Origin of the sequence: Streptomyces sp. NPDC005566 (assembly GCF_040605575.1) — a bacterium.
Classification (GTDB): Bacteria; Actinomycetota; Actinomycetes; order Streptomycetales; family Streptomycetaceae; genus Streptomyces.
Genome location: NZ_JBEXDB010000029.1, coordinates 1 through 25,107 on the forward strand (window position 1 = coordinate 1; position 25,107 = coordinate 25,107).

19 protein-coding genes are annotated in these 25,107 nt (G+C 71.7%); 12 read left to right on the forward strand and 7 right to left on the reverse strand.

The window, feature by feature from the left end; all coding sequences use genetic code 11:
- The 5 genes from ABZS61_RS32305 to ABZS61_RS32325 all read left to right on the forward strand — a co-directional run.
- The coding region (locus tag ABZS61_RS32305) for an SDR family NAD(P)-dependent oxidoreductase (RefSeq protein WP_356429245.1) at positions 1 to 1,347 on the forward strand (1,347 nt) is incomplete at its 5' end.
- 296 nt (positions 1,348 to 1,643) lie between these two features.
- The gene (locus tag ABZS61_RS32310; RefSeq protein WP_356429248.1) at positions 1,644 to 2,432 is read left to right on the forward strand and encodes an alpha/beta fold hydrolase; all 789 of its coding nucleotides are present in this window, start codon (positions 1,644 to 1,646) and stop codon (positions 2,430 to 2,432) included.
- A 277-nt stretch (positions 2,433 to 2,709) separates the two neighbouring features.
- Positions 2,710 to 5,499 (forward strand): AAA family ATPase, encoded by a 2,790-nt coding sequence (locus tag ABZS61_RS32315; protein WP_356429251.1) that lies wholly within the window; start codon positions 2,710 to 2,712, stop codon positions 5,497 to 5,499.
- Positions 5,500 to 5,664: 165 nt separating this feature from the next.
- Entirely contained in the window at positions 5,665 to 6,903 is a 1,239-nt protein-coding gene (locus ABZS61_RS32320) for a cytochrome P450 (protein ID WP_356429254.1), read from the forward strand.
- Between the two features lie 94 nt (positions 6,904 to 6,997).
- Complete coding sequence (locus tag ABZS61_RS32325; protein ID WP_356429257.1) at positions 6,998 to 7,657, forward strand: 4'-phosphopantetheinyl transferase superfamily protein; 660 nt, start codon at positions 6,998 to 7,000, stop codon at positions 7,655 to 7,657.
- Positions 7,658 to 7,683: 26 nt separating this feature from the next.
- Here ABZS61_RS32325 and ABZS61_RS32330 read toward each other — a convergent pair whose 3' ends face one another.
- On the reverse strand, positions 7,684 to 9,165 hold the full coding sequence (locus ABZS61_RS32330) for an AAA family ATPase (protein ID WP_356429260.1): 1,482 nt from the start codon (positions 9,163 to 9,165) through the stop codon (positions 7,684 to 7,686).
- 439 nt (positions 9,166 to 9,604) lie between these two features.
- The gene (locus ABZS61_RS32335) at positions 9,605 to 10,462 is read right to left on the reverse strand and encodes a metallophosphoesterase (RefSeq protein WP_356429262.1); all 858 of its coding nucleotides are present in this window, start codon (positions 10,460 to 10,462) and stop codon (positions 9,605 to 9,607) included.
- 271 nt (positions 10,463 to 10,733) lie between these two features.
- On the opposite strand from ABZS61_RS32335, the gene ABZS61_RS32340 reads away from it, so the two are divergent.
- Together ABZS61_RS32340 and ABZS61_RS32345 are read left to right on the forward strand one after the other, a co-directional pair.
- A complete protein-coding gene (locus ABZS61_RS32340; protein ID WP_356429265.1) occupies positions 10,734 to 12,338 on the forward strand; it encodes an acyl-CoA carboxylase subunit beta in 1,605 nt (534 codons plus the stop codon).
- Positions 12,339 to 12,480: 142 nt separating this feature from the next.
- Positions 12,481 to 13,554: an NAD-dependent epimerase/dehydratase family protein gene (locus ABZS61_RS32345; protein ID WP_356429268.1), complete on the forward strand. Its 1,074-nt coding sequence runs from the start codon at positions 12,481 to 12,483 to the stop codon at positions 13,552 to 13,554.
- 3 nt (positions 13,555 to 13,557) lie between these two features.
- Here ABZS61_RS32345 and ABZS61_RS32350 read toward each other — a convergent pair whose 3' ends face one another.
- Together ABZS61_RS32350 and ABZS61_RS32355 are read right to left on the reverse strand one after the other, a co-directional pair.
- Complete coding sequence (locus tag ABZS61_RS32350; protein ID WP_356429271.1) at positions 13,558 to 14,664, reverse strand: HAMP domain-containing sensor histidine kinase; 1,107 nt, start codon at positions 14,662 to 14,664, stop codon at positions 13,558 to 13,560.
- Positions 14,661 to 15,500 (reverse strand): response regulator transcription factor, encoded by an 840-nt coding sequence (locus tag ABZS61_RS32355; RefSeq protein WP_356429274.1) that lies wholly within the window; start codon positions 15,498 to 15,500, stop codon positions 14,661 to 14,663. The genes ABZS61_RS32350 and ABZS61_RS32355 overlap by 4 nt, the downstream gene beginning before the upstream one ends.
- Before the next feature lie 123 nt (positions 15,501 to 15,623).
- Between ABZS61_RS32355 and ABZS61_RS32360 the strand changes: the two genes are divergently transcribed.
- Genes ABZS61_RS32360 through ABZS61_RS32370 form a run of 3 tightly spaced genes read left to right on the forward strand, consistent with a single transcriptional unit; the run spans position 15,624 to position 17,904 of the window.
- The gene (locus ABZS61_RS32360) at positions 15,624 to 16,328 is read left to right on the forward strand and encodes a glycosyltransferase family 2 protein (protein WP_356429277.1); all 705 of its coding nucleotides are present in this window, start codon (positions 15,624 to 15,626) and stop codon (positions 16,326 to 16,328) included.
- On the forward strand, positions 16,325 to 17,002 hold the full coding sequence (locus ABZS61_RS32365; protein WP_356429280.1) for a DUF2064 domain-containing protein: 678 nt from the start codon (positions 16,325 to 16,327) through the stop codon (positions 17,000 to 17,002). Before ABZS61_RS32360 ends, ABZS61_RS32365 begins: the two co-directional genes overlap by 4 nt.
- 26 nt (positions 17,003 to 17,028) lie before the next feature.
- The gene (locus tag ABZS61_RS32370) at positions 17,029 to 17,904 is read left to right on the forward strand and encodes a methyltransferase domain-containing protein (protein ID WP_356429283.1); all 876 of its coding nucleotides are present in this window, start codon (positions 17,029 to 17,031) and stop codon (positions 17,902 to 17,904) included.
- A gap of 325 nt (positions 17,905 to 18,229) precedes the next feature.
- Here ABZS61_RS32370 and ABZS61_RS32375 read toward each other — a convergent pair whose 3' ends face one another.
- Positions 18,230 to 19,540: a molybdopterin-dependent oxidoreductase gene (locus tag ABZS61_RS32375; RefSeq protein ID WP_356429286.1), complete on the reverse strand. Its 1,311-nt coding sequence runs from the start codon at positions 19,538 to 19,540 to the stop codon at positions 18,230 to 18,232.
- Positions 19,541 to 19,739: 199 nt separating this feature from the next.
- Here ABZS61_RS32375 and ABZS61_RS32380 point away from each other — a divergent pair, with 199 nt between their 5' ends.
- Together ABZS61_RS32380 and ABZS61_RS32385 are read left to right on the forward strand one after the other, a co-directional pair.
- Positions 19,740 to 21,131, forward strand: coding sequence for a hypothetical protein (locus tag ABZS61_RS32380; protein WP_356429289.1), 1,392 nt, complete (start codon positions 19,740 to 19,742; stop codon positions 21,129 to 21,131).
- A 170-nt stretch (positions 21,132 to 21,301) separates the two neighbouring features.
- A complete protein-coding gene (locus tag ABZS61_RS32385; RefSeq protein WP_356429292.1) occupies positions 21,302 to 23,053 on the forward strand; it encodes a beta-galactosidase family protein in 1,752 nt (583 codons plus the stop codon).
- A 66-nt stretch (positions 23,054 to 23,119) separates the two neighbouring features.
- Here ABZS61_RS32385 and ABZS61_RS32390 read toward each other — a convergent pair whose 3' ends face one another.
- Both ABZS61_RS32390 and ABZS61_RS32395 read right to left on the reverse strand, forming a co-directional pair.
- The gene (locus ABZS61_RS32390; RefSeq protein WP_356429295.1) at positions 23,120 to 24,103 is read right to left on the reverse strand and encodes an MASE1 domain-containing protein; all 984 of its coding nucleotides are present in this window, start codon (positions 24,101 to 24,103) and stop codon (positions 23,120 to 23,122) included.
- Positions 24,104 to 24,172: 69 nt separating this feature from the next.
- Positions 24,173 to 25,000: a PP2C family protein-serine/threonine phosphatase gene (locus ABZS61_RS32395; RefSeq protein WP_356429298.1), complete on the reverse strand. Its 828-nt coding sequence runs from the start codon at positions 24,998 to 25,000 to the stop codon at positions 24,173 to 24,175.
- Positions 25,001 to 25,107: the final 107 nt, after the last annotated feature.

Below are 25,107 nucleotides of genomic sequence, written 5' to 3' on the forward strand. Positions count from 1 at the left end.
GCCCTCCCCGCCCGCCCGAACCCGGACGGCACCGTACTGATCACCGGCGGCACCGGCACCCTCGGCGGACTCCTCGCCCGCCACCTCGCCACCCACCACGGCATCCGCCACCTCCTCCTGCTCTCCCGCCGTGGCTCTGACGCCCCCGGCGCCACCGAACTCGTCGCAGAGCTCGCCGAACTCGGCGCCCAGGCACGGATCGTCGCCTGTGACGCCGCCGACCGCGACGCCCTCGCAGCCGTCCTCGCGGACATCCCCACCGACACACCACTCACCGGCGTCGTCCACGCGGCAGGTGTCCTCGACGACGGTGTCTTCACCGCCCTCACCCAGGAACGCCTGGAAACCGTCCTGCGGGCGAAGGCCACCGCCGCCGCGAACCTCGACGAACTGACCCGCGACACCGACCTCACCATGTTCGTCCTCTACTCCTCCGCCTCGGCAACGTTCGGTACTCCCGGCCAGGCCAACTACTCCGCCGCCAACGCCTACCTCGACGCCCTCGCCACCCGACGCCGCACAGAAGGCCTGCCCGGCCTCTCCCTCGCCTGGGGCATGTGGCAGCAGGCCAGCACCATGACCGGCGGACTCGCCGACACCGACCGGGCCCGCGCCACCACCGCCGGCACCACCCTGACCACCGCCCAAGGCCTCGCCCTCTTCGACACAGCCCAGACACACCCCACCCCACACCTGGTGCCGATCAACCTCGATCTCGCCTCCCCGCATACCACCGATGCCGAGATCCCTCCGCTGGTGCGCGGGCTCATGCGCCGTCCGGTGCGGCGCGCCGTCGGCACGGCGGCTCAGGCGGGGCCGTCGCTCGGGGACCGGCTCGCCGGGATGCCCGCCTCCCAGCGGGACTCGGTGCTGCTCGACCTGGTGGTCACCTCCTCGGCCGTGGTGCTCGGGCACGCCTCGCCCGACGCGATCGGGGCGGACCGGCCGTTCAAGGATCTTGGGTTCGACTCACTCACCGCGGTCGAACTGCGCAATCTGCTCAACGGCGCGGCCGGGCTGCGGCTGCCGGCCACACTCGTTTTCGACCACCCGACTCCGGCCGCGCTGGCCAAGCGTCTGCTGGACGAGCTCGTGCCGCAGGACAGGACACCGGCCGAGACACTGCTGGACGAGTTGGCGCGGATGGAAGCCGGGCTCGCCGAACTGACGGCCGGGGAGACCGGGCTGACGGCCGGCGAGCGGACGACGGTCCGCTCACGGCTGGAGGTCATGCTCGAGCGGATCCAGGGCGGGGACCGGCGGCCGGACGGGGCCGACGGCCGGGATCTGGAGACCGCCACGGCCGACACCATCTTCGCGCTGATCGACGAGGAGCTCGGGGGCTGAGTCCGGAACCCCGGGGTTCCGGGGTTCCGGAAGTCCAGGGTTCCGGACCTCCCTGCGTCCACCTGGCGGGGCATCAAACCGAGGGCACCGGACCGGGAACCGAATTACGACACCGGTGCTGCCCGAGTCAACCCGTAACCCTTGCGTAGGGGGCACTCCATCGCGGTAGGGGTTGCTGGCCAGATCACACCCCCGGAAAATCACTTCCGATCCTTCAAATAACCCACACACGGGTGCGTTGTCAGGCACGAACGCTTGCGGCGCGGGATACAAATGCCACACAAAGGGGTCGGGGAATGACGACTGCGCAGGACGACACCGGTTTGTGGATCCGCCGGTATCATCCGGCACCGGACAGTGACGTCAGGCTGCTGTGCCTGCCGCACGCCGGCGGCTCCGCCAGCTTCTATTTCCCGGTCTCCCGGTCGCTTTCGCCGGAGGTCGAAGTCCTGGCCGTGCAGTATCCGGGCCGCCAGGACCGGCGTTCGGAGCCGAACATCGAAGACCTGCCCTCCCTGGCGCGGGCGATCCTCGGCACACTCGACGGGTGGCTCGACAAGCCGCTCGCGCTCTTCGGGCACAGCATGGGCGCGACGGTGGGCTTCGAGCTGGCGCGCCTGCTCGAGCAGGAACGGGGCGTGACCCCGGCCTGGCTGTTCGCCTCGGGACGGCGGGCGCCGTCCATGCCGCGGGACGAACGGATCCACCTGCAGTCCGACGCGGGGTTCATCAAGGAACTGCAGCGTCTGCAGGGCACCGACGGCAACATCCTCGGCGACGAGGAGATGCTGCGCATGATCCTGCCGGCCACTCGTTCCGACTACCGGGCGGCGGAGACCTACGACTACGTACCCGGCCCCCCGTTGAACTGTCCGGTCACCGCCTTCGTGGGCGACGACGACCCGAAGGCCACGGTCGAGGAGGCACGGGCCTGGCAGAACCACACCGGCGCCGAGTTCGACTTCCACGTCTTCGACGGTGGGCACTTCTTTCTCACGACGCATCAGACCCGACTACTCAAAATCATGCTGAGTCAGTTGCAATCCCTGTCGTCTCCCGCAAACCCATCCCGAACCGGACCGTAACGGTCGGCGTTTCCACCTGGAATCACCCAGGAGGAAACGTTCGGGCAACCCGGGAAATCCCTGCGTCACATTCAGTTCACTTGAGGGAATCACACTGAAACGGAAGATTTCCGATACCTCCTGGATGTATCGAGACAGGCTCATGTCTATGCGCTGAATACCTCGCACCCTGCGAATCGCGGCATCGAGCCGCAGTGATTGTGCGGGCCACCACCCCCATGTGTGGGTGCGAAGGGGGACCGGTGGCCGCAGGTGAGCTCACGGGGAGAGTAAGTCGATGGTCCGTGTCGAATGTGATGCCGAACTGGCGGTGCTGCGCGCGTCTCTCGCCGCATGTGTCGTCGGCGCCGGAGGCTCGGTGGTCATCCGCGGCCCCGTAGGGGTCGGCAAGACCGAACTGCTGCGCAGTCTGGCGCGCGAAGCGGCCGCGGCCGGAGTCGCCTACGTCGGCGCCACCGGGTCCCAGGCCGAGCAGACCAACCCGATGGGGGCGATGACCCAGATCTTCGCCGGGCTGGACCTGCAGGAAGAGGAGGCCGCCCGGGCCCAGCGGCTGCTGGAGGCCGGCGCGCTCACCTCCATGCTGCACGGCAGCGACGACGAGGCGACGGCCCAGGTCGTCGTGCCGGTCCTGCACGGGCTGACCGGCATCATCCTGGCCGCGGCCGAACGGGCGCCCCTGCTGATCGGGGTCGACGACGCCCACTTCGTGGACACGGACTCCCTGGAGTGTCTGCGGTACCTGGTGCGCCGTATCGACCACGCGCCCGTCCTCGTCGTATTCAACGACAACACCACCGTCCGGCCCGCGCGGCCGATGATCTGGGCCCAGCTGCTCAGCCAGCCGCACCGCCAGCTGATCCGTCTCAACATGCTTTCACCGGTGGGCGTCGCCGCGGTGCTGCGGGCCGAGGCGATCGACCTCGGGGACAACACCCCGGCGACCCTCTACGAGGCGACCGGCGGTAGCCCGCTGCTTCTCATGGCTTTCGTCGAGGAGCTCCGGGCGGCGCAGGCGCGCCGGCAGGCCGGCCATCCCGAGACGTCGATTCCGGCCGCCGGGCACGTATTCGGGCAGGCTGTACTGAACTGCCTGATGCGCAGCGATCCGAGCCTCCTGCCGGTGGTGCGCGCCGTCGCCGCGCTGGACGAGGCGGTACCCGCCGCTTTCCTGGCCGAACTGCTGGACGGGACGACCTCCGCCACCGAGTGGGCCCTCGATGCCGCCACCGAGGCCGGTCTGATCGCCAACGGCCGCCTGCGCCACCGGCGTTCCCGCGAAGTGGTGCTGGACCTGATGGGTCCTGAGGAACGCGTCGCCCTGCACGCCCGGGTCGCCGGGCTGCTGGACCGGGCGGGCGCCTCACCGGTGCGCGTGGCACGGCACTGGGTGGCAGCGCGCCAGCCCACGCCGCCCGGGACGGTGCCGATCCTGCTGAAGGCGGCCGAGCAGGCGCTGGCGCAGGACGACAGCGGCCTCGCTCTCGACTGTCTGCGGCTGACCGACCGCGAGGAGGCCCACCCGGACGCACGGGTGGGCATCGACGCCTTGCTGGCGCGCGCGAAATGGCGGCTCGACCCCGTCTTCGCGGAACACCATGTGGACAGGCTCCTGGACGCGTTCCGGTCCGGACAGCTCTCCCGCGAGGACTCTCTGATGCTGGTCGCCCCCCTGGAGTGGTACGGCAGGCCGGCCGAGGCAGAGGCGGTGCTGGCCCGGGTCGAGGCGTCGGCCGGGCCCGAGAGACCCGACGGCTCCTCGGTTCCGCTGTACAACGCCCGCATGGCGCTGGCGTACTGGTATCCCGGCGTGGTCGAGCCGGTGAAGGAGCCGCCGGCCGCCTCGTCGGCGCGGTCGGTCACCGCGGCCGGGCCGAGGACGCTGGCTGCGGGCCTCGTCCACGCCGTCCACACCTCCGGATACACCGACGAGGTCGTGGCCGACGCCAAGGCGCTGCTGCAGAGCTGCCGCCTGGAGGACCACACGCTCTATCCCATCCTGATCGCCCTCGAGACGCTGATCTTCGCGGACTGTCTGGACACCGCGGCGTCCTGGTGCGACCGCCTGCTCGACGAGGCGCGACGGCGGTCGGCACCCACCTGGCTGGCCGTATTCTCCGGACTGCGGGCGATGGTGAGCCACCGCCAGGGCGAACTGGCCGAGGCCGAGGGGCATGCCCTCACGAGCCTCCGGCAGATCCCGCCCAGAGGGCTGGGCATACTGATCGGCATCCCGCTGTCCGTCCTGATCATGACCGCCACCCGAGCGGGCGAGAACGAGCAGGCTCTCAGCCATCTGAACATGGCGGTGCCGGACGCCATGTTCCAGACCACGATCGGACTGCACTACCGGCGTGCCCGCGGCCACTACTACCTCGCGTGCGGCCGCCATGAGGCCGCGATCGAGGACTTCGAGGCGTGCGGAGACCTGATGCGCCGCTGGGGCTCGGACCTTCCCGGCCTGGTGCCGTGGCGCACCGACCTCGCCGCGGCCCGGCTGGCGGGAGGGCTTTCCGCCGGCACCCTGGCCGCCGACCAGATCGCGCTGCTCGGCAACCAGAACGTCCGTACCCGGGGCATCACGCTTCGGGTCCTCGCCGCCTCCAGCGAAGCGCGCAGCCGGCCACCGATCCTGCGCGAGGCGGTCGAGCTGCTGCAGGCCGGCGGGGACCAGCTGGAACTGGCCGAGACCCTGGCCGTGTTGAGCAACGCCCAGCACGCCCTCGGCGAGTACACGCACGCCCGGGTCATCGGCCGCCGGGCGCAGCAGTTCGCCAGCCAGATCATGGTGACCCTGCCGGAACAACGGCAACCCCCGGCCGCGGAGACGAGCCCGGTGATCGCCTCCCTGGCGGACGATCCGGCCACCTTCGAACTCAGCGACGCCGAACGCCGGGTCGCCTCGCTCGCGGCCCAGGGCTGCACCAACCGGCAGATCGCGCGGAAGCTGTTCGTCACGGTCAGCACCGTCGAACAGCATCTGACCCGGGTCTACCGCAAACTGCGGATCAACAGCCGCTCGGACCTGCCGGCCAGCTTGCTCTCGTGGGCAGGGGACCCGACCTGATGCCGTCCCCGGCCTCCCGTTCGCCGGACTTGCCCGGATGACCGGGCGAAGTGCTCACCGGGGGCGGCCGGGGGCCGGAGGTTAGGGGTGTCCGGTAGGGGGCGGTCATCATTACGTTCTCGAATCCGGGACGCCATGGCGAGACGCGGTTAGGAGCTGGCACCGATGCGGCCGAGCGAACGACAGTTGCGGGCGCAGCTGGCCTTCTTCCACGACTTCATCCGCGTGCAGGCCGACCTGGGCGACCCGTACGCCAAGGTGCTGAGCGTTCCGGAGAGCCCGTACCCCCACTTCGAGGAGATCAGGGCCCGGGGGCTTCTCCATCAGAGCTCCATCGGCGCCTGGGTGACCGCGGACCACGGACTCGCCAACCAGATCCTGCGGGACCGGCGCTTCGGGGTCCGGAAGGCCGGCGGGGAGAAGCTCCCGGAGTTCATCGGCTTCGACAACTCGCTGCTCGGCGCCGATCCGCCGGACCACACCAGGCTGCGCCGCATCGCGGCCCCCACCCTCAACCCGCGTATGGCCGAGGGCTGGCGGTCCCGTATCCAGGAGATCTGCGATCAACTGATCGATGATCTCCTCGCCGAGGACGGGCCGTTCGACCTGATGACTGCTTTCGCGCAGCGGCTGCCCGTGGCCCTGATCGCCGACCTCGTCGGGATCCCGGACCGTTGTCGTGACGACTTCCACCGCATCAGCCGCCGGATGACGCCGCTGTTGGAGGGCGTGGTCACCTACGATCAGACGCAGAGCACCGAGGCGGCGATCCGGGAGATCACGGAACTCCTCGTCGACGTCATCGCGCAGCGCAAGGCCGATCCGCAGGACGACATGATCACGCGGCTGCTGGCACTGGTCGACGAGGGCAGCATGAGCATGACCGAGCTCGTGCCGATGGCGACCTTCGTGCCACTGGCCGGCAGCGAGACCACCGTCAACCTGATCGGCAACGGCGTCCTGGCACTGCTGAACCACCCCGAGCAGTGGCGGCTGCTCGTCGAGCGGCCCGAGCTCGCCGCCGGCGTGGCCGAGGAGACGCTGCGCTTCGACCCGCCCGTCCAGCAGTACCGGCGCATCGTCCACGAGCGGCTCGAGCTGGCCGGCTGCACACTGCCCGTCGACGCGGAGCTGGCGGTCATGGTCGGCGGGGCCAACCGCGACCCGAAGGTCTTCCCCGACCCGAACACCTTCGACATCACGCGCAGCGTCGGCGCCGACACCCTGGCGTTCTCCGCGGGCATCCATTACTGCATGGGCGCATCGCTGGCGAAGCTCGAGGCGGAGGTCGCGTTCCAGGCCCTGGCCACGCGGATCCCGCGGCTGCGCCGGGCGGGCCGGATCCGGCGCGGCAGCTCGTTCATCATCCGCGGCATGGCGGAGTTCCCCGTGGCGGCCCGTTGACTCCGGGCGCGGTGGACGGCGGGCCGGGGCCGCACCTCTGGACCACCGCTTGCGGGCCGCCGTGGTCCCCTCGCGTGGACGGGCATCGGCAGCTGTGATCGAGCAGATACTGCCGCCGACCGTCATCGTGTCCGAGTCCTTCGGAGATCCGGCTGGTATGTCGCTCCTGCCCGAGGAGGAACCGCTCGTCGCGGCGGCGGTGGAGAAACGGCGGCGTGAGTTCACCGCCGTGCGGCACTGCGCCCGGCAGGCGCTGGGCGCGCTGGGGATGCCGCCGGTCCCGATCCTCAGCGGTCCGCGCGGCGCGCCGGTCTGGCCCGCGGGCGTGGTCGGCAGCATGACGCACTGCGAGGGCTACTGCGCGTCCGTCCTGGCCCGTTCCTCGGAGTTCGCCGCGCTCGGGGTGGACGCCGAACCGCACGGCCCGCTGCCGGAGGGGGTGCTGGAGGCCATCGGACTGCCGGGCGAGAGGGCCCGTACCAGGCAGTTGTCCGCGGAAGCTCCCTCGGTCTGCTGGGACCGGCTTCTCTTCAGCGCCAAGGAGGCGGTGTACAAGGCGTGGTTCCCGCTGACCGGCCGCCCCCTGGACTTCGAGGAGGCGGACATCGTCTTCGATCGCCGCGCCGGAACGTTCAGGGCGCGCGTCCTCGCCCCCCGTCCGCCGGTGGCCGTACTGACCGGCCGGTTCCTGGTGGACCCGCGGCTGGTGTGCACCGGCGTCGCTCTTCCCGCGGCGCGCGGTACGGCCGGCTGAGCCGCACCCTCGCGCGCCGGACGCCTTCAGCAGGCCTCGGTGCTGTGTGCGCTCTCCTCGTCCATCGGCTCCCGGCAGGCGTCCAGCCGCTCGGGCAGGTCGGTGCGGCGCCTGACGTCCAACTTCCGGTAGACCCTGGTCAGATGCTGCTCGACGGTACTCACGGTGATGAACAGCCTGCGGGAGATCTGCTGGTTCGTGTGCCCCCGCGCGGCCAGCGCAGCCACCCGCCGCTGTGCTTCGCTGAGCACGTCGCCGTCCGTGTCCCGTGACTCCCCGGCGTGGTGGTCCGGTTCCGGGGCCACCGCGCCGGACCGGGCGGCGGACAACGCCTTCTCTGCGGCTTGCGACGGCACAGGCGCCGCCCACGGGACGTCCGTCCAGGCGGCGGCGGCCAGGTGCCGGGCGACCTCGCCCGCCTCCGCCCCCCGCTCGTACAGCATCTCGGCGGCCCGCCGGTGCAGCCGTCGGCGCTCCTCGGCCGGCATGTCGGAGACGATCAGGCCCCGGATCCGCGGATGGCGGAGCCGACCCGAATCGGTGAGGCCGGCACCGCGCAGCAGCCGCATCGCCGGCGCGGTGGAGTCCGGCGGAACGCCGAGGAGCCGACCGAGCAGTTCGGCGGACGCCGACCGGTCGAGCACGGCCAGGGCCCGCGCCACCTGCCGCACGCCCGGCTCGTGCCGGTAGAGGCAGCGGAGCACCGCCTGGTCGAAGGCGTCGCTGGGGACCGGCCCGTGCGCGCCCGCCCCTCCCGGGCTTCCGGCCTTCTCGTCGAGGAGGGCACGGACGAGGAGCGGGTTGCCGCCGGTGAGGCCGACGAGACCGGCGGCAACCTCGGGCGCCGAACTCCCGGCCCGGCCGTATGCGTCACGTTCGACGAGCCGGGCGACGGCGTCGACGGTCAGCAGCGGCAGGGTGTAACGCCGGAAGGAGGGCTGGCTGAACAGCTCGGCCCTTAAGAGCGGATGAACCGGGCGCAGCGTGGTGGTCTCGGCCAGCACGATCATGACGGGTGCCCGCCGGAACCGCCGGATCACGTACAGCAGGCACTGGAGCGAGGCCGCGTCCGCGTGGTGCAGGTCGTCCACGGCGACGGCCACCGGGTGCTCGCCGCTCAGGCCGGTCAGCGAGGTGAACACTCCGTGCAGGGCCCGCACCCAGGAGGCGTCGCCCGGGGGCAGCTCCTCGCCGGCCCCGGCGGCCCGGGTGAGCCGGTCGAAGGCACCTGCCAGGACCTCGTCGATCTCGGCGGCCGCCTCCGGTTCCAGTGGCGCGCTGTGCAGGAGCTGCCAGATCACACCCAGCGGAAGCTCGCGTTCGGCCCTGGACCCGGCGGCGCGCAGGACCCGCCCGCCCACGGAGGCCACCCACTCGCCGAAGACCTCCAGCAACTCGGTCTTGCCGCAGCCCACGGTCCCGCTCAGGAGCGCCACCTGCCCACGTCCCTGCTCCTGGGATGCACGGTACGTCCGCCGCAGCCGGGCCAGTTGTTCCTCGCGTTGCACCAGCACTGTGCGCGTCAGCCTCTCTCACCCCGTGATTCCGAGGGCGCAGGCACCGTCGCGCGGTGCCCGTTCCCCGTCGTTCAGCCGACTTACCGGCCGGCGTACGGCAGCCGTCCGACGCCTCCTCATGCGTCGGCCCTCTGCCGTTCTCCCTGGTCCGCGTAGGAAGTCTTTCATCCGGCCGAGTCGCGGGACAACGGTCCCAGGGCCCAACGGGCGCAGTGGGCCTGACGGTGGGTCCGCGGGCCCAAGCGCTCTCTTGGGGTGACGGGGTAAGGGACGGCACGGCTGCGGACCACTGACGAAGCCGGGCCGGTCCCCCGGCGTGGGGCCGGTGCGGGGCGCGGCGGGGGGCCTGTGCGGGGCCCGGCGGGCGCGGGTGACGATCCGTCAGGAGGGCTGAACCACCGGTGCGGGGTCCGGCGGGCGCGGGGTTCCGTCAGGAGGGCTGGGCCACCGGTGCGGGCAGGACCGGGCGGAGCCGTGCGGGCGGGCCGGAACGCCGTCGCCATTCACGCGGGTAGCCGACCGACACCTCCTCGAACCGCACACCGTCGTGCCAGGTGGTACGGGGGATGTGGAGGTGGCCGTAGACAACAGTGCGGGCGTTGTAGCGCAGGTGCCAGTCGGCGGTGAGGTCGGTGCCGCACCACAGGGCGAATTCGGGGTACCGGAGGATCCTGGTCGGCTCCCGCACCAACGGGTAGTGGTTGACCAGCACGGTGGGCAGCCCGGCACGCTCCTCGTCGAGCCGCCGCCTCGTCAGCGCGACGCGGGCCCGGCACCAGTCGTCGCGTCGCGGGTACGGGTCGGGGTGCAGGAGGAACTCGTCGGTGCAGACGACGCCGGTCTCCTCCGCCAGGGCAAGTGCCTGATCCCTGGTGCGGGTTCCGGCCGGACGCCAGCTGTAGTCGTAGCCGACGAACAGGGGCGCGATCAGGACCGGATCGCCTCCGGCGTCCCAGACCGGGTACGGGTCCTCGGGCGTCACCACGCCGAGGCGGCGGCACAGCGCCACCAGGTACCGGTAGCGTGCCTCGCCGCGCAGCTGCACCTCGTCGTCGCGCGGCGTCCAGAGCTCGTGGTTGCCGGGCGCCCAGATCACCTTGGCGAAGCGGCGCCGCAACAGGTCGAGGGCCCATTCGACGTCGGCGGCGTACTCTCCGACATCGCCGGCGACGATGAGCCAGTCGCCTTCGTTCTCCGGGCGGAGCTCCTCGACGAGGGCGCGGTTCTCGGCATACACCACGTGCAGGTCGCTGATCGCCAGCAGCCGTCGGACGTCGGACCCGGCCACCGAACCTCCCGTGCTCCCAAGACAAACCGACCCGCGGTACGTCCTGATCCGCGTCACCGGCACACGGCCGGGCGACCGACGCTACAGACCGCCGGGCGTCCGGCACACCCCTACCGGGGAGCCCGGCCCCCTACGCGCGGCGGGCCCGGGAACGGGCGGAGCGGGCCCGGCGGAACGCGCCGCCGATTTAGGGGTGCGGCACGGGTACAACGCGCCCACGGCACCGTGCGAGCCTACGGCGAACCGCAAGCCGTCGACGTGGTGGGTGACTATGACCGATGTGATGTGGACGGCCCCGGATCCCGCCGAGGCTCCGGTGAACCGCAAGCCTCCGCGCGAGCAGGTCGCCGAACTCCTCGGCACGCGGGAGCTGGCACGCGGCGGCACCGGTGACCGCGCCACCGCGGCCCAGCACGCCAAGGGCAAGCTGACCGCGCGCGAACGTATCGAACTGCTGCTGGACGAAGGCACGTTCACCGAGGTGGAACAGTTACGCCGGCACCGGGCGACCGGCTTCGGGCTGGAGGACAGACGGCCCTACACCGACGGTGTGGTCACCGGGTGGGGCGAGGTGCACGGCCGGCTGGTCTTCGTCTACGCCCACGACTTCCGCATCTTCGGGGGCGCGCTCGGGGAGGCCCACGCACAGAAGATCCACAAGATCATGGACATGGCCATCCAGGCGGGCGCGCCCCTGGTCTCTCTCAACGACGGCGCGGGCGCCCGTATCCAGGAGGGCGTCAGCGCCCTGGCCGGCTACGGCGGCATCTTCCGCCGCAATACCTGGGCCTCGGGCGTCATCCCGCAGATCTCGGTGATGCTCGGCCCGTGCGCGGGCGGCGCGGCCTACTCCCCCGCGCTCACCGACTTCGTCTTCATGGTCCGCGGCACCTCGCAGATGTTCATCACCGGCCCCGACGTGATCCACACCGTGACCGGTGAACGGGTCACCCAGAACGGCCTGGGCGGCGCCGACGTGCACGCGAGCGTCTCCGGCGTCGCGCACTTCGTGTACGACGACGAGCGGACCTGCCTCGATGAGGTCCGCTACCTGCTGTCGATGCTGCCGCTGAACAACCGTGAACTGCCGCCGGTCACGGGCACCTCCGACTCCCCGGACCGTCTCTGCGAGGCCCTCCTCGACCTGGTGCCGTCCGACAGCAACCGCCCGTACGACATGCGCGCGGTGATCGAGGAACTCGCCGACGAGGGCGAGTACATGGAGGTGCACGAGCACTGGGCGCACAACGTGCTGTGCGTCCTGGCCAGGCTGGACGGCCAGGTCGTCGGCTTCGTCGCCAGCCAGCCCCAGTGGCTGGCCGGCGTCCTGGACATCCCGGCCTCCGAGAAGGCGGCCGGTTTCGTACAGTTCTGCGACTCGTTCAACATCCCGCTGGTCACGTTGCTCGACGTGCCCGGCTTCCTGCCGGGGGTCGACCAGGAGCACGGCGGAATCATCCGGCACGGGGCGAAGCTGCTGTACGCGTACTGCAACGCCACCGTGCCGCGGATATCCGTCGTCCTGCGCAAGGCGTACGGCGGCGCGTACATCGTGATGGACTCCCGGTCGATCGGTTCCGACCTGGCGTACGCCTGGCCGACCAACGAGATCGCCGTCATGGGCGCGGAAGGCGCGGTGGACGTCGTCTCCCGCCGTGAGATCGCCGCCGCCCCGGATCCGGAGACGACCCGGGCCAGGAAGATCCGCGAGTACCGGGACGAGCTGATGCACCCGTACTACGCGGCGGAGCGGGGCCTGGTGGACGACGTGATCGACCCCCGTGAGACCCGCTCGGTACTGATCAGCGCCCTGCGCATGCTCCGCAGGAAACACGCGGACCTTCCCCAGCGCAAGCACGGCAATCCGCCTATATGACAACAACCGCGTCCGTCGGCCCCGGACGTGGATCCCATCCTTCGCAGGATGCCGGGGACTCGTCCGGACCAACCGCTTACGGTCCCGTGACGTGCCGGTCCGGAGGCGGACGATTCCGCTCCGGGCGTCCTAACGTGGGCGTATGCGTGTACTGGTCACCGGCGGCGCCGGGTTCATCGGTTCGGAGATCGTGCGGACGCTCGTGTCCGCCGGGCACGAGGCGGTGGTGCTCGACGCCCTGCTCCCCTCGGCGCACGGCGGCACCGCGGCACCGCCCGGCGGTGGCGACGGGCTGATCGTGGCGGACGTACGTGACCGCGAGGCCGTGGACCGTGCACTGCGGGGCGTCGACGTGGTCTGCCACCAGGCGGCGATGGTCGGCCTGGGGAAGGACTTCGCCGACGCCCCCGAGTACGTCGGTTGCAACGACCTGGGAACAGCCGTGCTGCTGGCCGCGATGGCCGCGGCAGGGGTCCGGAGTCTGGTGCTTGCCGGGTCGATGGTGGTCTACGGGGAGGGCCGCTACACCTGTCCCCGGCACGGCGGGGTCCGGCCGGGCCCACGGGCGGAGGCCGACCTGGTGGCGGGCCGGTTCGAACCCCGCTGTCCCGACTGCGGTGCCGAGCTGGAGTCCGGGCTGGTCGCGGAGGACGCGCCCGCCGACCCGCGCAACGTGTACGCGGCGACCAAGCTCGCCCAGGAGCACCTCGCCGCGGCCTGGGCGCGCGCGACGGGCGGACACGCGACGTCGCTGCGCTACCACAACGTGTACGGACCGGGGATGCCTCGCGACACCCCCTACGCGGGTGTCGCCTCCTTCTTCCGTTCGGCCCTGGCCCGGGGGGAGCCGCCCCGCGTCTTCGAGGACGGCGGTCAGCGGCGGGACTTCATCCATGTGCGGGACGTGGCCGCCGCGAACACCGTTGCTCTGGAGGCGGTCGCGGGGCGCGGACCGGGCACTTTCGCCGCGTACAACACCGGGAGCGGGCAGCCGCACACCATCGGCGAGATGGCTGCCGTGCTGGCCTCGGCCCACGGAGGCCCGGCACCGGTGACCACCGGTGAGTACCGGCTCGGGGACGTACGTCATGTCACCGCGGACTCGCGACGGCTGCGGGACGACTTCGGCTGGAAACCGGAGGTCGGCTTCGCCGAGGGCATGGCGCAGTTCGCGGCGGCACCGCTGCGGGAGGTGGCGGCGGATCTGTCCGCCTGAGGATCACGCCACCGGCAGGGTCACCTCGAAGCAGCAGCCGCCCGTCACGTTGCGGACCTCCGCCCGGCCGGCGTGCGCCTCGACGATCCCCCGCACGATGGCGAGCCCGAGCCCCGCGCCGGCGGGCGGCGTACGGGCATGGCTGCCGCGCCACCCGGTGTCGAAGACCCTGGGCAGATCCTCCTCCGGGATGCCGCCGCAGCCGTCGGTCACCGAGAGGACCACCCCTCCGCCCGTGCGTTGCGCGGCCACGGCGACGGTGCCGTCGGCGGGGGTGCGGCGGATCGCGTTGATCAGGAGGTTGCCCAGGACCCTGTTCATCTCCTTGCCGTCGACCTCGACGGGCACCGCCTCGATCCGGTCGCCGACCAGCCTCACGCCGTGCTCGCGGGCCAGCGGGTCCGCGCCGGCGAGCGCGTCGCCCACCAGGTCGTGGACGGAGATCCGCGTAGGGCTCAGGGTGAGCGAGCCGGCATGGATGCGGGAGAGTTCGAAGAGGTCGCCGACCATGTCGTTCATCCGCTCCACCTCGGTGCGTATCTGTCGCAGGTAGCGCCCCGCATCGACGGCCATGCCGTCCTCCAGCGCCTCGGACATGGCGCGCAGCCCGGCAAGTGGGGTGCGCAGGTCGTGCGAGATCCAGGCCACGAGCTCGCGCCGCGAGGTCTCCAGGGCGCGCTCCCGCTCGCGTGAGCTGTCGAGCTTGGCGCTGGTGGCGGCGAGTTCACTTGTGAGAGCCGCGAGTTCGGCAGTCGCCGGGGCCTCGGGGGCCGCGAAGGTGCCGCCGTCGCCGAAGGAGCGGGCGGCGAGGGTCAGATCGCGGCTCCTCGCCGCCACCCAGCGGCCCAGCAGCATCGCCGTGACGAGCGAGACGACGGCGGCCATGGCGAGGACGGTCGTGACCACCGTCAGGTCGTGCGGCGACAGGAACATCGCCCAGGCGACGGCCAGTGTCCCGGCGAGCATCGCGGTGACGGCCACGGCGGCCACGACGGTCAGCGAGACGACGAGCGAACGGCGCCGGGACAGCCGGAGCACGAGGGCGCCGAGCAGTCCGGCCGCGGCGGCGCCCAGGAAGGCGAGGAGCGCGATGATGAGGATGTCGGTCATGACGGTGTTCCGGAGCCCGAATCGACGGAGCCGGTGGCGGCGGCCCGGCCCGGCGGGAGGTCCAGGCGGTAGCCGACGCCCCATACGGTGCGGATCAGCTCCGGGCGGGCCGGATCGGCCTCGACCTTCCCGCGCAGGCGGCGGATGTGGACGGTCACTGTCGACAGGTCCCCGAAGTCCCAGCCCCAGACCCCGCGCATCAGCTCCTCCCGGGTGAACACCTGTCCCGGGTGGCGCAGGAGGAAGGCGAGCAGGTCGAACTCCCGCAGGGTGAGGGCCAGCGCACGGCCCTCCCAGGTCGCGCGTCTGGCCGCGGGGTCGAGGACGAGACCCGCGCCTCCGAGCGGCGCGGAGCGGCCGCCGGATGTCGCGGCAGCCCTGACGCGGCGGAGCACGGAGTCGACGCGCAGGACGAGTTCACGGGGACTGAAGGGCTTGGTCACGTAGTCGTCCGCCCCCGTCTCCAGACCGAGGATGCGGTCGTCCTCGTCACCGCGTGCGGTCAGCATGATGACCGGCACCGGTCCGTGCGCCCGCATGCGGCGGCAGACCTCGAAGCCGTCCATCCCGGGCAGCATCAGGTCCAGGACGGCCAGGTCCGGGCGGCGGGCGGCGTACTGCTCGAGCGCGGCCGGGCCGTTCGCCGCCCGGGCCACCTCGTATCCGGCGCCGGTCAGGTATTGGGTGACCACCTCCGCGACGGTGGGGTCGTCGTCCACGACGAGTACGTGGCCGCGGTCCCCAGGTTTCGTACCGGTCGCCGGCGAGGGCTTCTTCTCCGCCGGAGGCACCCCGCCGGCGGGGACGGGCGGCGCGGTGTCCGGAGTCGTCTGCATGTCCCCACCCTGGCATCCGCGGCGCGGAGCCGGGGACGCCCGTGTGCCGCTGCCTGCCGACGTCCACATTTCGTAAGAATCTGGAACCCGAAATGTCGGTTTTCGCTCCGTAGGGTGATCCGCGTGACCCTTCCTTCCGATACTTCCGCCCTCCGCGCCGACATCATCCTGCCGTGTCTGGACGAGGCCGCCGCGCTGCCCGGGGTGCTGGCCTCGGTCCCTCGCGGCTGGCGAGCGATCGTCGTGGACAACGGCTCCACCGACGGCTCGGCGGAGCTGGCCCGCTCCCTCGGCGCGACCGTGGTGCGTGAACCCCGGCGCGGGTTCGGCGCGGCCTGTCAGGCCGGACTTCTCGCCTCCGAGGCGGAGTTCGTCTGCTTCTGCGACTGCGACGGTTCGCTGGATCCCGGGCTGCTGCCCGGCTTCGTCCGCCGGGTCGCCGACGGTGAGAGCGATCTGCTGCTCGGCCGCCGCCGTCCCGAGGGGCGCGGCGCCTGGCCGCTGCACGCGCGGGCGGGCAATGCGGCACTGGCCCGCATGCTGCGCCGCCGTACGGGACTGCGGCTGCACGATCTGGGGCCGATGCGGGCCGCGCGCCGGGCCGATCTGCTGGCGCTCGATCTCACCGACCGGCGCAGCGGCTACCCGCTGCAGATGGTCGTGCGCGCGGCCGACGCGGGGTTGCGGGTCACCGAGACGGACGTCCCGTACGTCGCACGGACGGGAAAGTCGAAGGTCACCGGCACCTGGACGGGCACCTGGCACGCGGTCCGCGACATGCGCGCCGTACTGGGTGAGCCGCCGGTCCGGGCGGGGGCCTTTCGATGAGGGCGTCCGAGCCCGGCACCGCGCGTGCGGTGCCGGCCGGGTCGACGACCCTGCTGGTCATCGCCAAGGAGCCGCTGCCCGGCCGGGTCAAGACCCGGCTCACTCCGCCCTTCTCGCCCGTCGAGGCCGCGCGGCTCGCCGAGGCCGCCCTCGGCGACACCCTTCGTACCGTCGGAGCGCTGCCCGCCACACGGCGGGTGGTCGTCCTGGACGGGGCGCCCGGGCCATGGCTGCCGCCCGGCATCGAGGTGATGGAGCAGAGCGCGGGAGGTCTCGACGAGCGGCTCGCCGCCGCGTTCGGCGCCTGCGCGGGGCCGACGCTCCTGATCGGCATGGACACCCCACAGGTCACTGCGGCCGATCTGGCCCCTGTGCTGTCCCCCGGCGCCTGGGACGGCTGTGACGCATGGTTCGGCCCTGCCGAGGACGGCGGCTTCTGGGCGCTGGGCCTGGCCGAACCCGATCCCGAACTCCTGCGCGGTGTGCCGATGTCCGTTCCCGGGACCGGTGCCGCACAGCGGCGCAGGCTGGTCGATGCGGGGCTGGCCGTTCGCGATCTTCCCCGGCTGCGGGACGTGGACACGGCGGCCGATGCCGGGGCCGTCGCGGCCCTCGCGCCGCACGGGCGATTCGCCGCCGAGTTCGCCCGGCTGACCGGGACTGCGGTCCGATGAGCCGCACGGGCCGGAACGGACCTCCCATGAGCCGCACAAGCGGCCCGGACGGCGGTCCCGTGAGCCGCACAGGTGGCCCCGACGGCGGTACGACGAGCCGCACGGGCACGGACCGCGGTGTGACGATCCCGTCGCGCCCGGACGTCACCTCATGGAGCACCGACCCGTACGCCAACGCTCTGCGCAACGGGCACGGGCCGCTCTTCCTCCGCCGTACGGACGGCTGGCTGCTGCCGCTGGACGTCGAACGCTGGTGCGCCGACGCGGACGCCGCGGACCTCTCGGCGCTGCAGCGGTGCGAAGGCCCCGTTCTGGACATCGGGTGCGGGCCCGGACGGCTGGTCGCCGCACTGGCGGCCCGCGGCCACCGCGCGCTCGGTATCGACGTCAGCGAGGCCGCGGTGGACCGCACCCTGCGGCTCGGAGCTTCCGCCCTGCACCGGTCCGTCTTCGAGCCGTTGCCGGGCGAGGGGCGTTGGGGCACCGTTCTCCTCGTCGACGGCAACATCGGCATCGGAGGCGATCCGCGGCACCTTCTGCACCGCACGGCGGACCTGCTCGCCCCGGGCGGACTCCTCATCGCCGAGACCGCGCCGCAGGACATCGACGAACGGGTCCGGGTGCGGCTGGACGACGGACGTTCCTCCGGCGCCGGACCGGCGAAGACCGCCCCGTTCCCGTGGGCCCGGCTCGGTACACCCGCGCTGATGAGGTACGCCCTCCCTCATGGGCTGCACTCCGTCGATCAGTGGGACGCGGGCGGCCGCTCCTTCGTCTCCCTGCGGCGCGTCCGGACCGTCCGGACCACCAGCCAGAGCCCCGACACGAGGAACAGCGCTGCCGTGATCAGCAGCCAGTTCCCCAGGAACACATCGGGGGACAGCCCGCTCGCCGGCTCGTAGCGCTCCGCCTGCCGGGTGATCAGCGGGAACCACACGACCAGCAGCAGTCCGGAGATGAACGCCGGCACACGGACGAAGTTCACCGGGACGGAAGACGGGCGGAGGGACCTGCGCAGCAGCCGGTCCGCCGACGCATACACCGGGACCAGCACCACGTCGTGCACGAGGGCCGCGCCGACGAACCACAGGATGACGCCGAGTGTGTCCCCGGCCAGCAGACGTACACCGGCGTAACCGGCGAGGGCGAAGGAGGCGGCCATCAGGACGAGGTGCAGTGGTCCCTCCCCGTACCGACGCCGCAGGAGGCTGCGGGGGTCCGTTCTGTTCACAGCTCTCCGAAGGTCAGCCGGGTCACCCATTTGGTGTTGAGTACGCCGGGTGCGGCCGGGACGATGATCCGCGCGGGGTATCCGTGATCGGGAGACAGTTCCTCGCCGTTGACCTGCATGGCCAGCAGCGAACGCGGGTCCCGTACCTGGTTGTCGCGGAGCGCCGCCCGGCGGAACGGCCCGCTGCGCTGGACCGATTCGACCAGCACCCCCGGTGGCCGGTCCGGGTACCCGGCGAGCGCCGCCAGATCCCGCAGCCGTACGCCGCGCCACCACTGGTCCGAGGTGGACCAGCCCTCCACGCACGCGATCGGGAGCGCCGCGCTGTGCTGTTCCATGGCCAGCAACTGCTCCCGGTTGAACCGGAGGTCCCCGGCCGGCCCACTGACGGTGAGCCACCAGCCCTCCCCCGTATCGGCCGTGGTGACACCGACCGCGGAGGCCGTCTTGTTGATCTGGAAGGCGTTGGGCCCGGAGCCCGGCTCGGCGGCGCCGTGCGGGGTGAGCACCGCGAGGCGCCTCAACGGTCCGTCGAAGCTCCGCCCGGCCGAGGTGATCAGCAGGACCGCTGAGCCTGCGCCCACCATGGCCAGCGCGCCGCGCCGGGACAGGGTCGGCGCGGCCGGGGCGGGGGCCTCCAGCCGGTCACCCTGAACCTTTCCGCGCAGTCCGCCCGACCGCAGCACCCGAACGGACTGCGGCACCCGCAGCCCCGCATGGGCGAGGAACGCGGCGAAGAACACCCACGCCCCGTAGAAGTGCAACGGGTAGAAGGAGCCCGGAAACAGGTACTCCAGCTGGATGTTGAGCAGGCCGGTGAGGAACTGGAACAGCGCACCACCCACGAGCAGCAGCAGCGAGATCCGCTCCAGCGCGTGCCCGAGGGAGCGGACCGGCGGCAGTGTGAAGAGTCTGGGAACCACCGACCACAGCTTGGCCAGCAGGACCGGGACGAGCGCGATCCCCACGGTGACGTGGAGACCCTGCGTCAGCCGGTACAGCCAGTGCGGCCCGGTCGGCCAGGCGAAGAGGTAGAAGCCGAGCAGCCCCTTGGCGGGCGTCTTGTCGTTGACCGGATTCAGGTCCGGGTTGTAGGCCGCGTACGACAACAGGCCCGTGACGAAGAGCAGCGTGATCCCGACGAGCAGGACGAGGCCGAGCACCGCGGTGAACCGCACTCCCCGTACGGGACTGCGCCAGAACCCGGGCGCCGAGGGGAGGCGTTCGGGGATCGTCGCGGCGCGTCCGGAGAGGAGCCGGGACCGGGAAGCGGGGGGTGTCGGACTGTTCCGACGGCTGTCGCCCATGTCCCGACGCTATGCCCGCGGGACCTGGGCGGGGCGGGTGCGACTCCTGACGAAACGATGACGTCACCCCTCGGAGCGTACGGGCCCGGCGCCCCGCCCCTCCTGCCGGAGGCCCACCGGAGCAGCCCGGATCTGACGGTTCGGTGACGCGCCCGGCCGGCACCCGTCACCGCGGCCCCACCGTGCGTACGGTGCCTGCGTGAGGACCGAGACCCGCACCGAGCACACCACCGAGCCGACCGCACAGCGCCCCGGGCACCGCCGCGACCTGGCAGCCGCCGGCGCGGGCATCCTGCTGGTCACCACCGCCGTGCTCGTCGGCCACGCCATCGAGAACGCCGACCACACCCTCTACGTCCGCTGGGCGCCCCTGCTGGCGACCTGGTACCCGCACGTCGGCCCCGGCACAGTCGCCGCCCCCGCCGTCGCCGTGGCCGTCATCGCGTACGGCCCCGTCCTCGCAGGCCGGCTGCGCTGGCGAACACTGCTTCTCGGCTGCTACGCCGCCTCTCTCGCCTGGGTCTTCTCGCTCGCGCTGATCGACGGCTGGGGGCGTGGCATCGCCGCACGTCTCACCACGAAGCACGAGTACCTGAGAGTCATCGGCCGCTTCGACGACATCGGCGCCGCTCTGCAGGGCTTCAACGAGCACATCCTGATCGGACCGCCGGGCAACTGGCCCGCCCATGTCGCCGGACACCCGCCGGGCGCCACCCTGACCTTCGTCCTGCTGGACCGCGTCGGGCTCGGCGGCGGCGCCTGGGCCGGGGTCTGGTGCATCGTGACCGGTGCCTCCGCGGCGGTGGCCGCCCTGGTCGCCGTCCGTGCCCTGGGGGACGAGCAGACGGCCCGCCGCGCCGCGCCGTTCATCGTCCTCGCACCGGTCGCGGTCTGGGCCGGTACCTCGGCCGACGGCTACTTCACCGCGGTGGCCGCCTGGTCCGTCACCCTGCTGGCCCTGGCCGCGACCCGCACGGTCCGGAGCCCCGCAGCCGCGGCGCTGGGGGCGGGCCTGCTGTACGGCCTGGTCTGCTACCTCAGTTACGGTCTGACGCTGATCGCAGTCCTGTTGCTCGCCGTCCTCGTGCTGACTCGCACCGCCCGGCCGCTGGCCCTGTTCGTCCTGGGAGCGTCGGCCGTGCCGGCCGCCTTCGCACTCGCGGGCTTCAACTGGTGGCAGGCGTACCACCTGCTCGTCGAACGGTACTACCAGGGGGCGGGGGGACTCCGGCCGTACTCCTACTGGGTCTGGGCGAACTTCGCCTGCACCGCGATCGCCGTCGGACCTGCGACGCTCGCGGGCCTGCGCCGGACGGCGGAGGGCGTCCCCGCAGCCGTACGCACCCTGCGTACCGGGACGGCGACTTCGCCGCAGCGCCTGGTCCTGTTCGTGTCGGCGGCGTTCCTCGCGCTGCTGGCCGCCGACCTGTCAGGGATGAGCAAGGCGGAGACGGAGCGGATCTGGCAGCCCTTCATCCTCTGGCTGCTCCCCGCCACCGCCCTCCTGCCCGTACAGCACCGACGGGGCTGGCTGGCCGCGCAGGCAGTAGTGGCCCTGACGGTCAACCACGTGTTCTGGACCGGGTGGTAGGCGCGGGGCCGGACCGTGTGCCGCACGTCCGCTCTTCGTGGCGGGGTGCCCGTCCTTCCTCGCAAGGCTTGCCATCATCATCATGTTTACGCAAACATGTGCAGGGCAGGAATCCCGGCCGCCAACGCCGGATCGCTCGCGCCCCCCTTGAGCACAGGAGCAAGCAGCACATGTCCGTTCTCCAGATCGACGACGGCGGATTCCGGCTCGACGGTGAACCCTTCCGGGTCCTGTCCGGTGGGCTGCACTACTTCCGGGTCCATCCGGCGCAGTGGGCAGACCGTCTCCGCAAGGCCCGCCTCATGGGCCTCAACACGGTCGAGACGTACGTCCCCTGGAACCTCCACCAGCCGCGTCCGGACCGCTTCCACATGGACGGCGGACTCGACCTGCCCGCCTTCCTCGGCCTCGCCGCCGCCGAGGGCCTCCATGTCCTGCTCCGCCCCGGGCCGTACATCTGCGCCGAGTGGGAGGGCGGGGGGCTGCCCTCCTGGCTCCTGGAGCAGCCCGACATCCGCCTGCGCACCCGCGACCCCCGCTATCTCGCCGCGGTCGACGACTACTTCGACCGGCTCCTCACCCCGCTCCAGCCCTACTTCGCCACCCGCGGCGGACCGGTACTCGCCGTGCAGGTGGAGAACGAGTACGGGGCGTACGGTGACGACACCGCCTACCTGGAGCACCTCGCCGGCTCGCTGCGCCGCTGCGGTGTCGACGTGCCGCTGTTCACCTGCGACCAGCCGGCGGATCTGGAGCGCGGCGGGTTGCCTGGGGTCCTCGCCACGGCCAACTTCGGCAGCCGCTCCGCCCAGAACCTCGCGACTCTGCGCGCACACCTGCCGACGGGCCCCCTGCTGTCCACGGAGTTCTGGATCGGCTGGTTCGACCGCTGGGGCGGCCACCACGTGGTCCGTGACCCGGACCAGGCGGCCCAGGAGCTGGACGAAGCCCTGGCGGCCGGGGCCTCGGTCAACCTCTACATGTTCCACGGCGGCACGAACTTCGGATTCACCAACGGCGCCAACGACAAGCACACCTACCGGCCGACCGTCACCTCCTACGACTACGACGCACCCCTCGACGAAGCCGGGGACCCCACCGCGAAGTTCACCGCCTTCCGCGAGGTCATCGCCAAGTACGCGCCTGTCCCCGCTGGACCTGTTCCTCCGCGCGCGGACAAACTCTCCCTGGCAGCAGTGGCGTTGAACGAGAGTGCCGCACTGCTCGAATGCGCTCCGAGCCTCGGTGGCGTCGTCGAGTCCCGGAAGCCGCTGACGATGGAGCAGCTCCGGCAGGACTTCGGATTCGTCCTCTACGAGACGGTCCTGCCGTACGCCGGACCCGCTCTGCTCGAACTGGAGCAGGTCCGCGACCGCGCCCAGGTCTTCCTCGACGGCCGGAGCGTCGGGGTGCTGGAGCGGGAGAACCACGAGCACGCCCTCTCCTTCACCGTGCCCCGCGCGGGCTGCGTCCTCAGCCTGCTCGTCGAGAACCAGGGCCGGGTCAACTACGGGCCGGGCATCCACGACCGCAAGGGACTGCCCGGCAGGGTCGCGCTGGACGGCACGGAGCTCGTCGGCTGGACCAACCGGCCGCTGCCGCTGGCGTCCCTCGACGGACTGGCCTTCGCCGCCACCACCACGGCGCCGACCGGTCCCGCCTTCCACCGCGGCACCTTCGAACTCACCGGGACGGCGGACACCTTCCTCCACCTCGACGGCTGGATCAAGGGCAGTGCGTGGATCAACGGTTTCGCACTGGGACGCTACTGGTCCCGGGGGCCCCAGCGGTCCCTGTACGTACCCGCGCCGGTACTTCACGAGGGCGTCAACGAGATCGTCGTGCTCGAACTGCACGCAGCCCACCGCGCCCGTACCGTCGATTTCCGGGAGACCCACGACCTCGGTCCCACCGACGAGTAGAACCGGGACCGGATCGGCGGCAGGGCGGGGCCCGTCGGCCCCGTGAGGACACAAGCTGCCGCGGTGTCAGGCGTCGGGGGGTGCGCGGCGGGACCCCTCGGTCTGCTGCGCGACCGCGTCGGAGAGCTGCCCGCACAGGCGCTCGATCTCTTCATGGGTGCGGTTCCGTTCGGTGACGACCGCGGTGAGGAGCAGGGCGGTGAGGGAGACGGTGCCGTTGAACGCCTGGAGGGTGACCATGTTGGTGAGGAGGTCGTGGTGGGCGAAGGGGCCGGTCATCCGCCCGGAGGCGACGATCGCGAGCGTGGAGACGCCCAGGGCGCAGGGTGCGGCTCCTGCTCGTTCGAAGCGGAACGAGGCCCAGATCAGGAAAGGGAAGACGAGGAAGAGCAGAGAAGAGCTGCCGGCGTTGGTCACCAGGTAGGTCACGGTCAGGGCGCACGTTGCCAGTGCTGCCGCCTCGGCCCAGATCAGGGGGCCGACGGCGGGTGGCCACCGGGCCCATCGGAGCACGAGCAGGAAGGGGGTGACGATGAGCACGCCCATGGCATCGCCCGTCCACCACACGGACCAGGTCGGCCAGAAGCCGCCGGCCGGGAGTGCCCCTGACAGGACGAGGGTGCTGCTCCCCATGGTCGCACTGATCAGCGTGGGCACCAGGGCGCCGAGGAAGACCAGGGACAGGGCGTCCTGCAAGCGGTCGAGGTCGTTGCGGAAGCCGGCACGGGTCAGCAGCAGGTAGGAGCAGACCGGGGCGAGGGTGTTGCCGACGACGATCGCCATCACGGACGGGACCGTGGGGCCGATGAAGATGTTGACCACGAGGGCGCCGGCGGCGATGCCGGGCCAGACCCGCGCTCCGAACAGGAGCAGGGCGGCGACCGCGATGCCGGTCGGCGGCCACAGGGGCGTGACCTGGCCGCGCACCAGTTGCTGGAGCAGCCCCAGACGGGCGGTCGCGTAGTAAAGGACGGCGACGGCCAGAATCGTCAGAGCATCGGCCTTGTGCCGCCTGAGTCGTGAGAAGTCCGCCACATCAGCATCAGACACCACCCCGAGCGCTCTCCGCCGAACGGACGCGCCGACACCACGGCCCTGCCGACGGGTGGGACGTCTCTACTACGGGGTGCCCTGCGGACCGTCGTAGCGGACGACGAGAACGGCGGCGTCGTCATCGTGTCCGGTGCGGTCAGCGACCCGGATCACCCGCGAAGCCAGGACGTCGGGGGCGACACCACGTCCGGCGGCGACCAGCCCCGCCACCTCCGCCAGCCCCTCATCGATCGGGTAGACCGGTCCTTCCACCACGCCGTCGGTCAGCAGGACGAGGCAGCCGGGCTGTGTCACGCGCCGGTGGACCACCGGGTAGCTCTGGTCGGGCAGAATCCCCAGTGGGACCCCGCCGGCGTCCAGGGACACTCCCGATTCGCCCGCGTCGGTGCCCCACACCATCGGGACGTGCCCGGCCCGGGCAATACGGAGATCGCCGCTCCCTGGTACGAAGCTCAGCAGGCAACAGGTGGTGAAGAGGTCGCCGCCGAGCGAGATCAGCAAGTCGTTGGCGCAGGTCAGCACCTCTCCGGGGTCGACCGTGACGCTGGCGAGGGCCCTCAGGCTGGCCCGCGCTTCTCCCATGAAGGCGGCGGCCTCCACCCCGTGGCCCTGCACATCACCGATGACCATCCCCGCCACCCCGTCCCTCATCGGGAAGGCGTCGTAGAAGTCGCCGCCCACGGCAAGACCGTCCTGGGAGGGCGCATACCGGGCTGCCAGCCGGACGCCCGGAAAGTCGGGCAGTTCGGATGGAAGCATGTGCCGTTGCAGCGCCATGCCGAGTTCCGCCCGGGCGCGCTGGAGCCTGACGTTCTCCAATGCCTGATCGACAAGGCGCCCCAGGGTGAGGAGGAGTTCCTGGGTGCTGTCCGGCGCTTTGCGGTGTCGGTACATGACATTCCTGAGGATTACGTTTCCCCCTGGTCAAACCCTAGCCCGGTCGGGGCCACCTGGCACGGACGGACGGCGCCGCTCCGACCGCGGCGGGGGTGCGCTCCACC

Excerpts from the sequence above, each read along its gene's own strand:
- ABZS61_RS32310 (WP_356429248.1), top strand. The coding sequence starts at position 1,644 with ATGACGACTGCGCAGGACGACACCGGTTTGTGGATCCGCCGGTATCAT.
- ABZS61_RS32315 (WP_356429251.1), top strand. The coding sequence starts at position 2,710 with ATGGTCCGTGTCGAATGTGATGCCGAACTGGCGGTGCTGCGCGCGTCT.
- ABZS61_RS32320 (WP_356429254.1), top strand. The coding sequence starts at position 5,665 with ATGCGGCCGAGCGAACGACAGTTGCGGGCGCAGCTGGCCTTCTTCCAC.
- ABZS61_RS32340 (WP_356429265.1), top strand. The coding sequence starts at position 10,734 with ATGACCGATGTGATGTGGACGGCCCCGGATCCCGCCGAGGCTCCGGTG.
- ABZS61_RS32345 (WP_356429268.1), top strand. The coding sequence starts at position 12,481 with ATGCGTGTACTGGTCACCGGCGGCGCCGGGTTCATCGGTTCGGAGATC.
- ABZS61_RS32350 (WP_356429271.1), bottom strand. The coding sequence starts at position 14,664 with ATGACCGACATCCTCATCATCGCGCTCCTCGCCTTCCTGGGCGCCGCC.
- ABZS61_RS32355 (WP_356429274.1), bottom strand. The coding sequence starts at position 15,500 with ATGCAGACGACTCCGGACACCGCGCCGCCCGTCCCCGCCGGCGGGGTG.
- ABZS61_RS32365 (WP_356429280.1), top strand. The coding sequence starts at position 16,325 with ATGAGGGCGTCCGAGCCCGGCACCGCGCGTGCGGTGCCGGCCGGGTCG.
- ABZS61_RS32370 (WP_356429283.1), top strand. The coding sequence starts at position 17,029 with ATGAGCCGCACAAGCGGCCCGGACGGCGGTCCCGTGAGCCGCACAGGT.
- ABZS61_RS32375 (WP_356429286.1), bottom strand. The coding sequence starts at position 19,540 with ATGGGCGACAGCCGTCGGAACAGTCCGACACCCCCCGCTTCCCGGTCC.
- ABZS61_RS32385 (WP_356429292.1), top strand. The coding sequence starts at position 21,302 with ATGTCCGTTCTCCAGATCGACGACGGCGGATTCCGGCTCGACGGTGAA.
- ABZS61_RS32395 (WP_356429298.1), bottom strand. The coding sequence starts at position 25,000 with ATGTACCGACACCGCAAAGCGCCGGACAGCACCCAGGAACTCCTCCTC.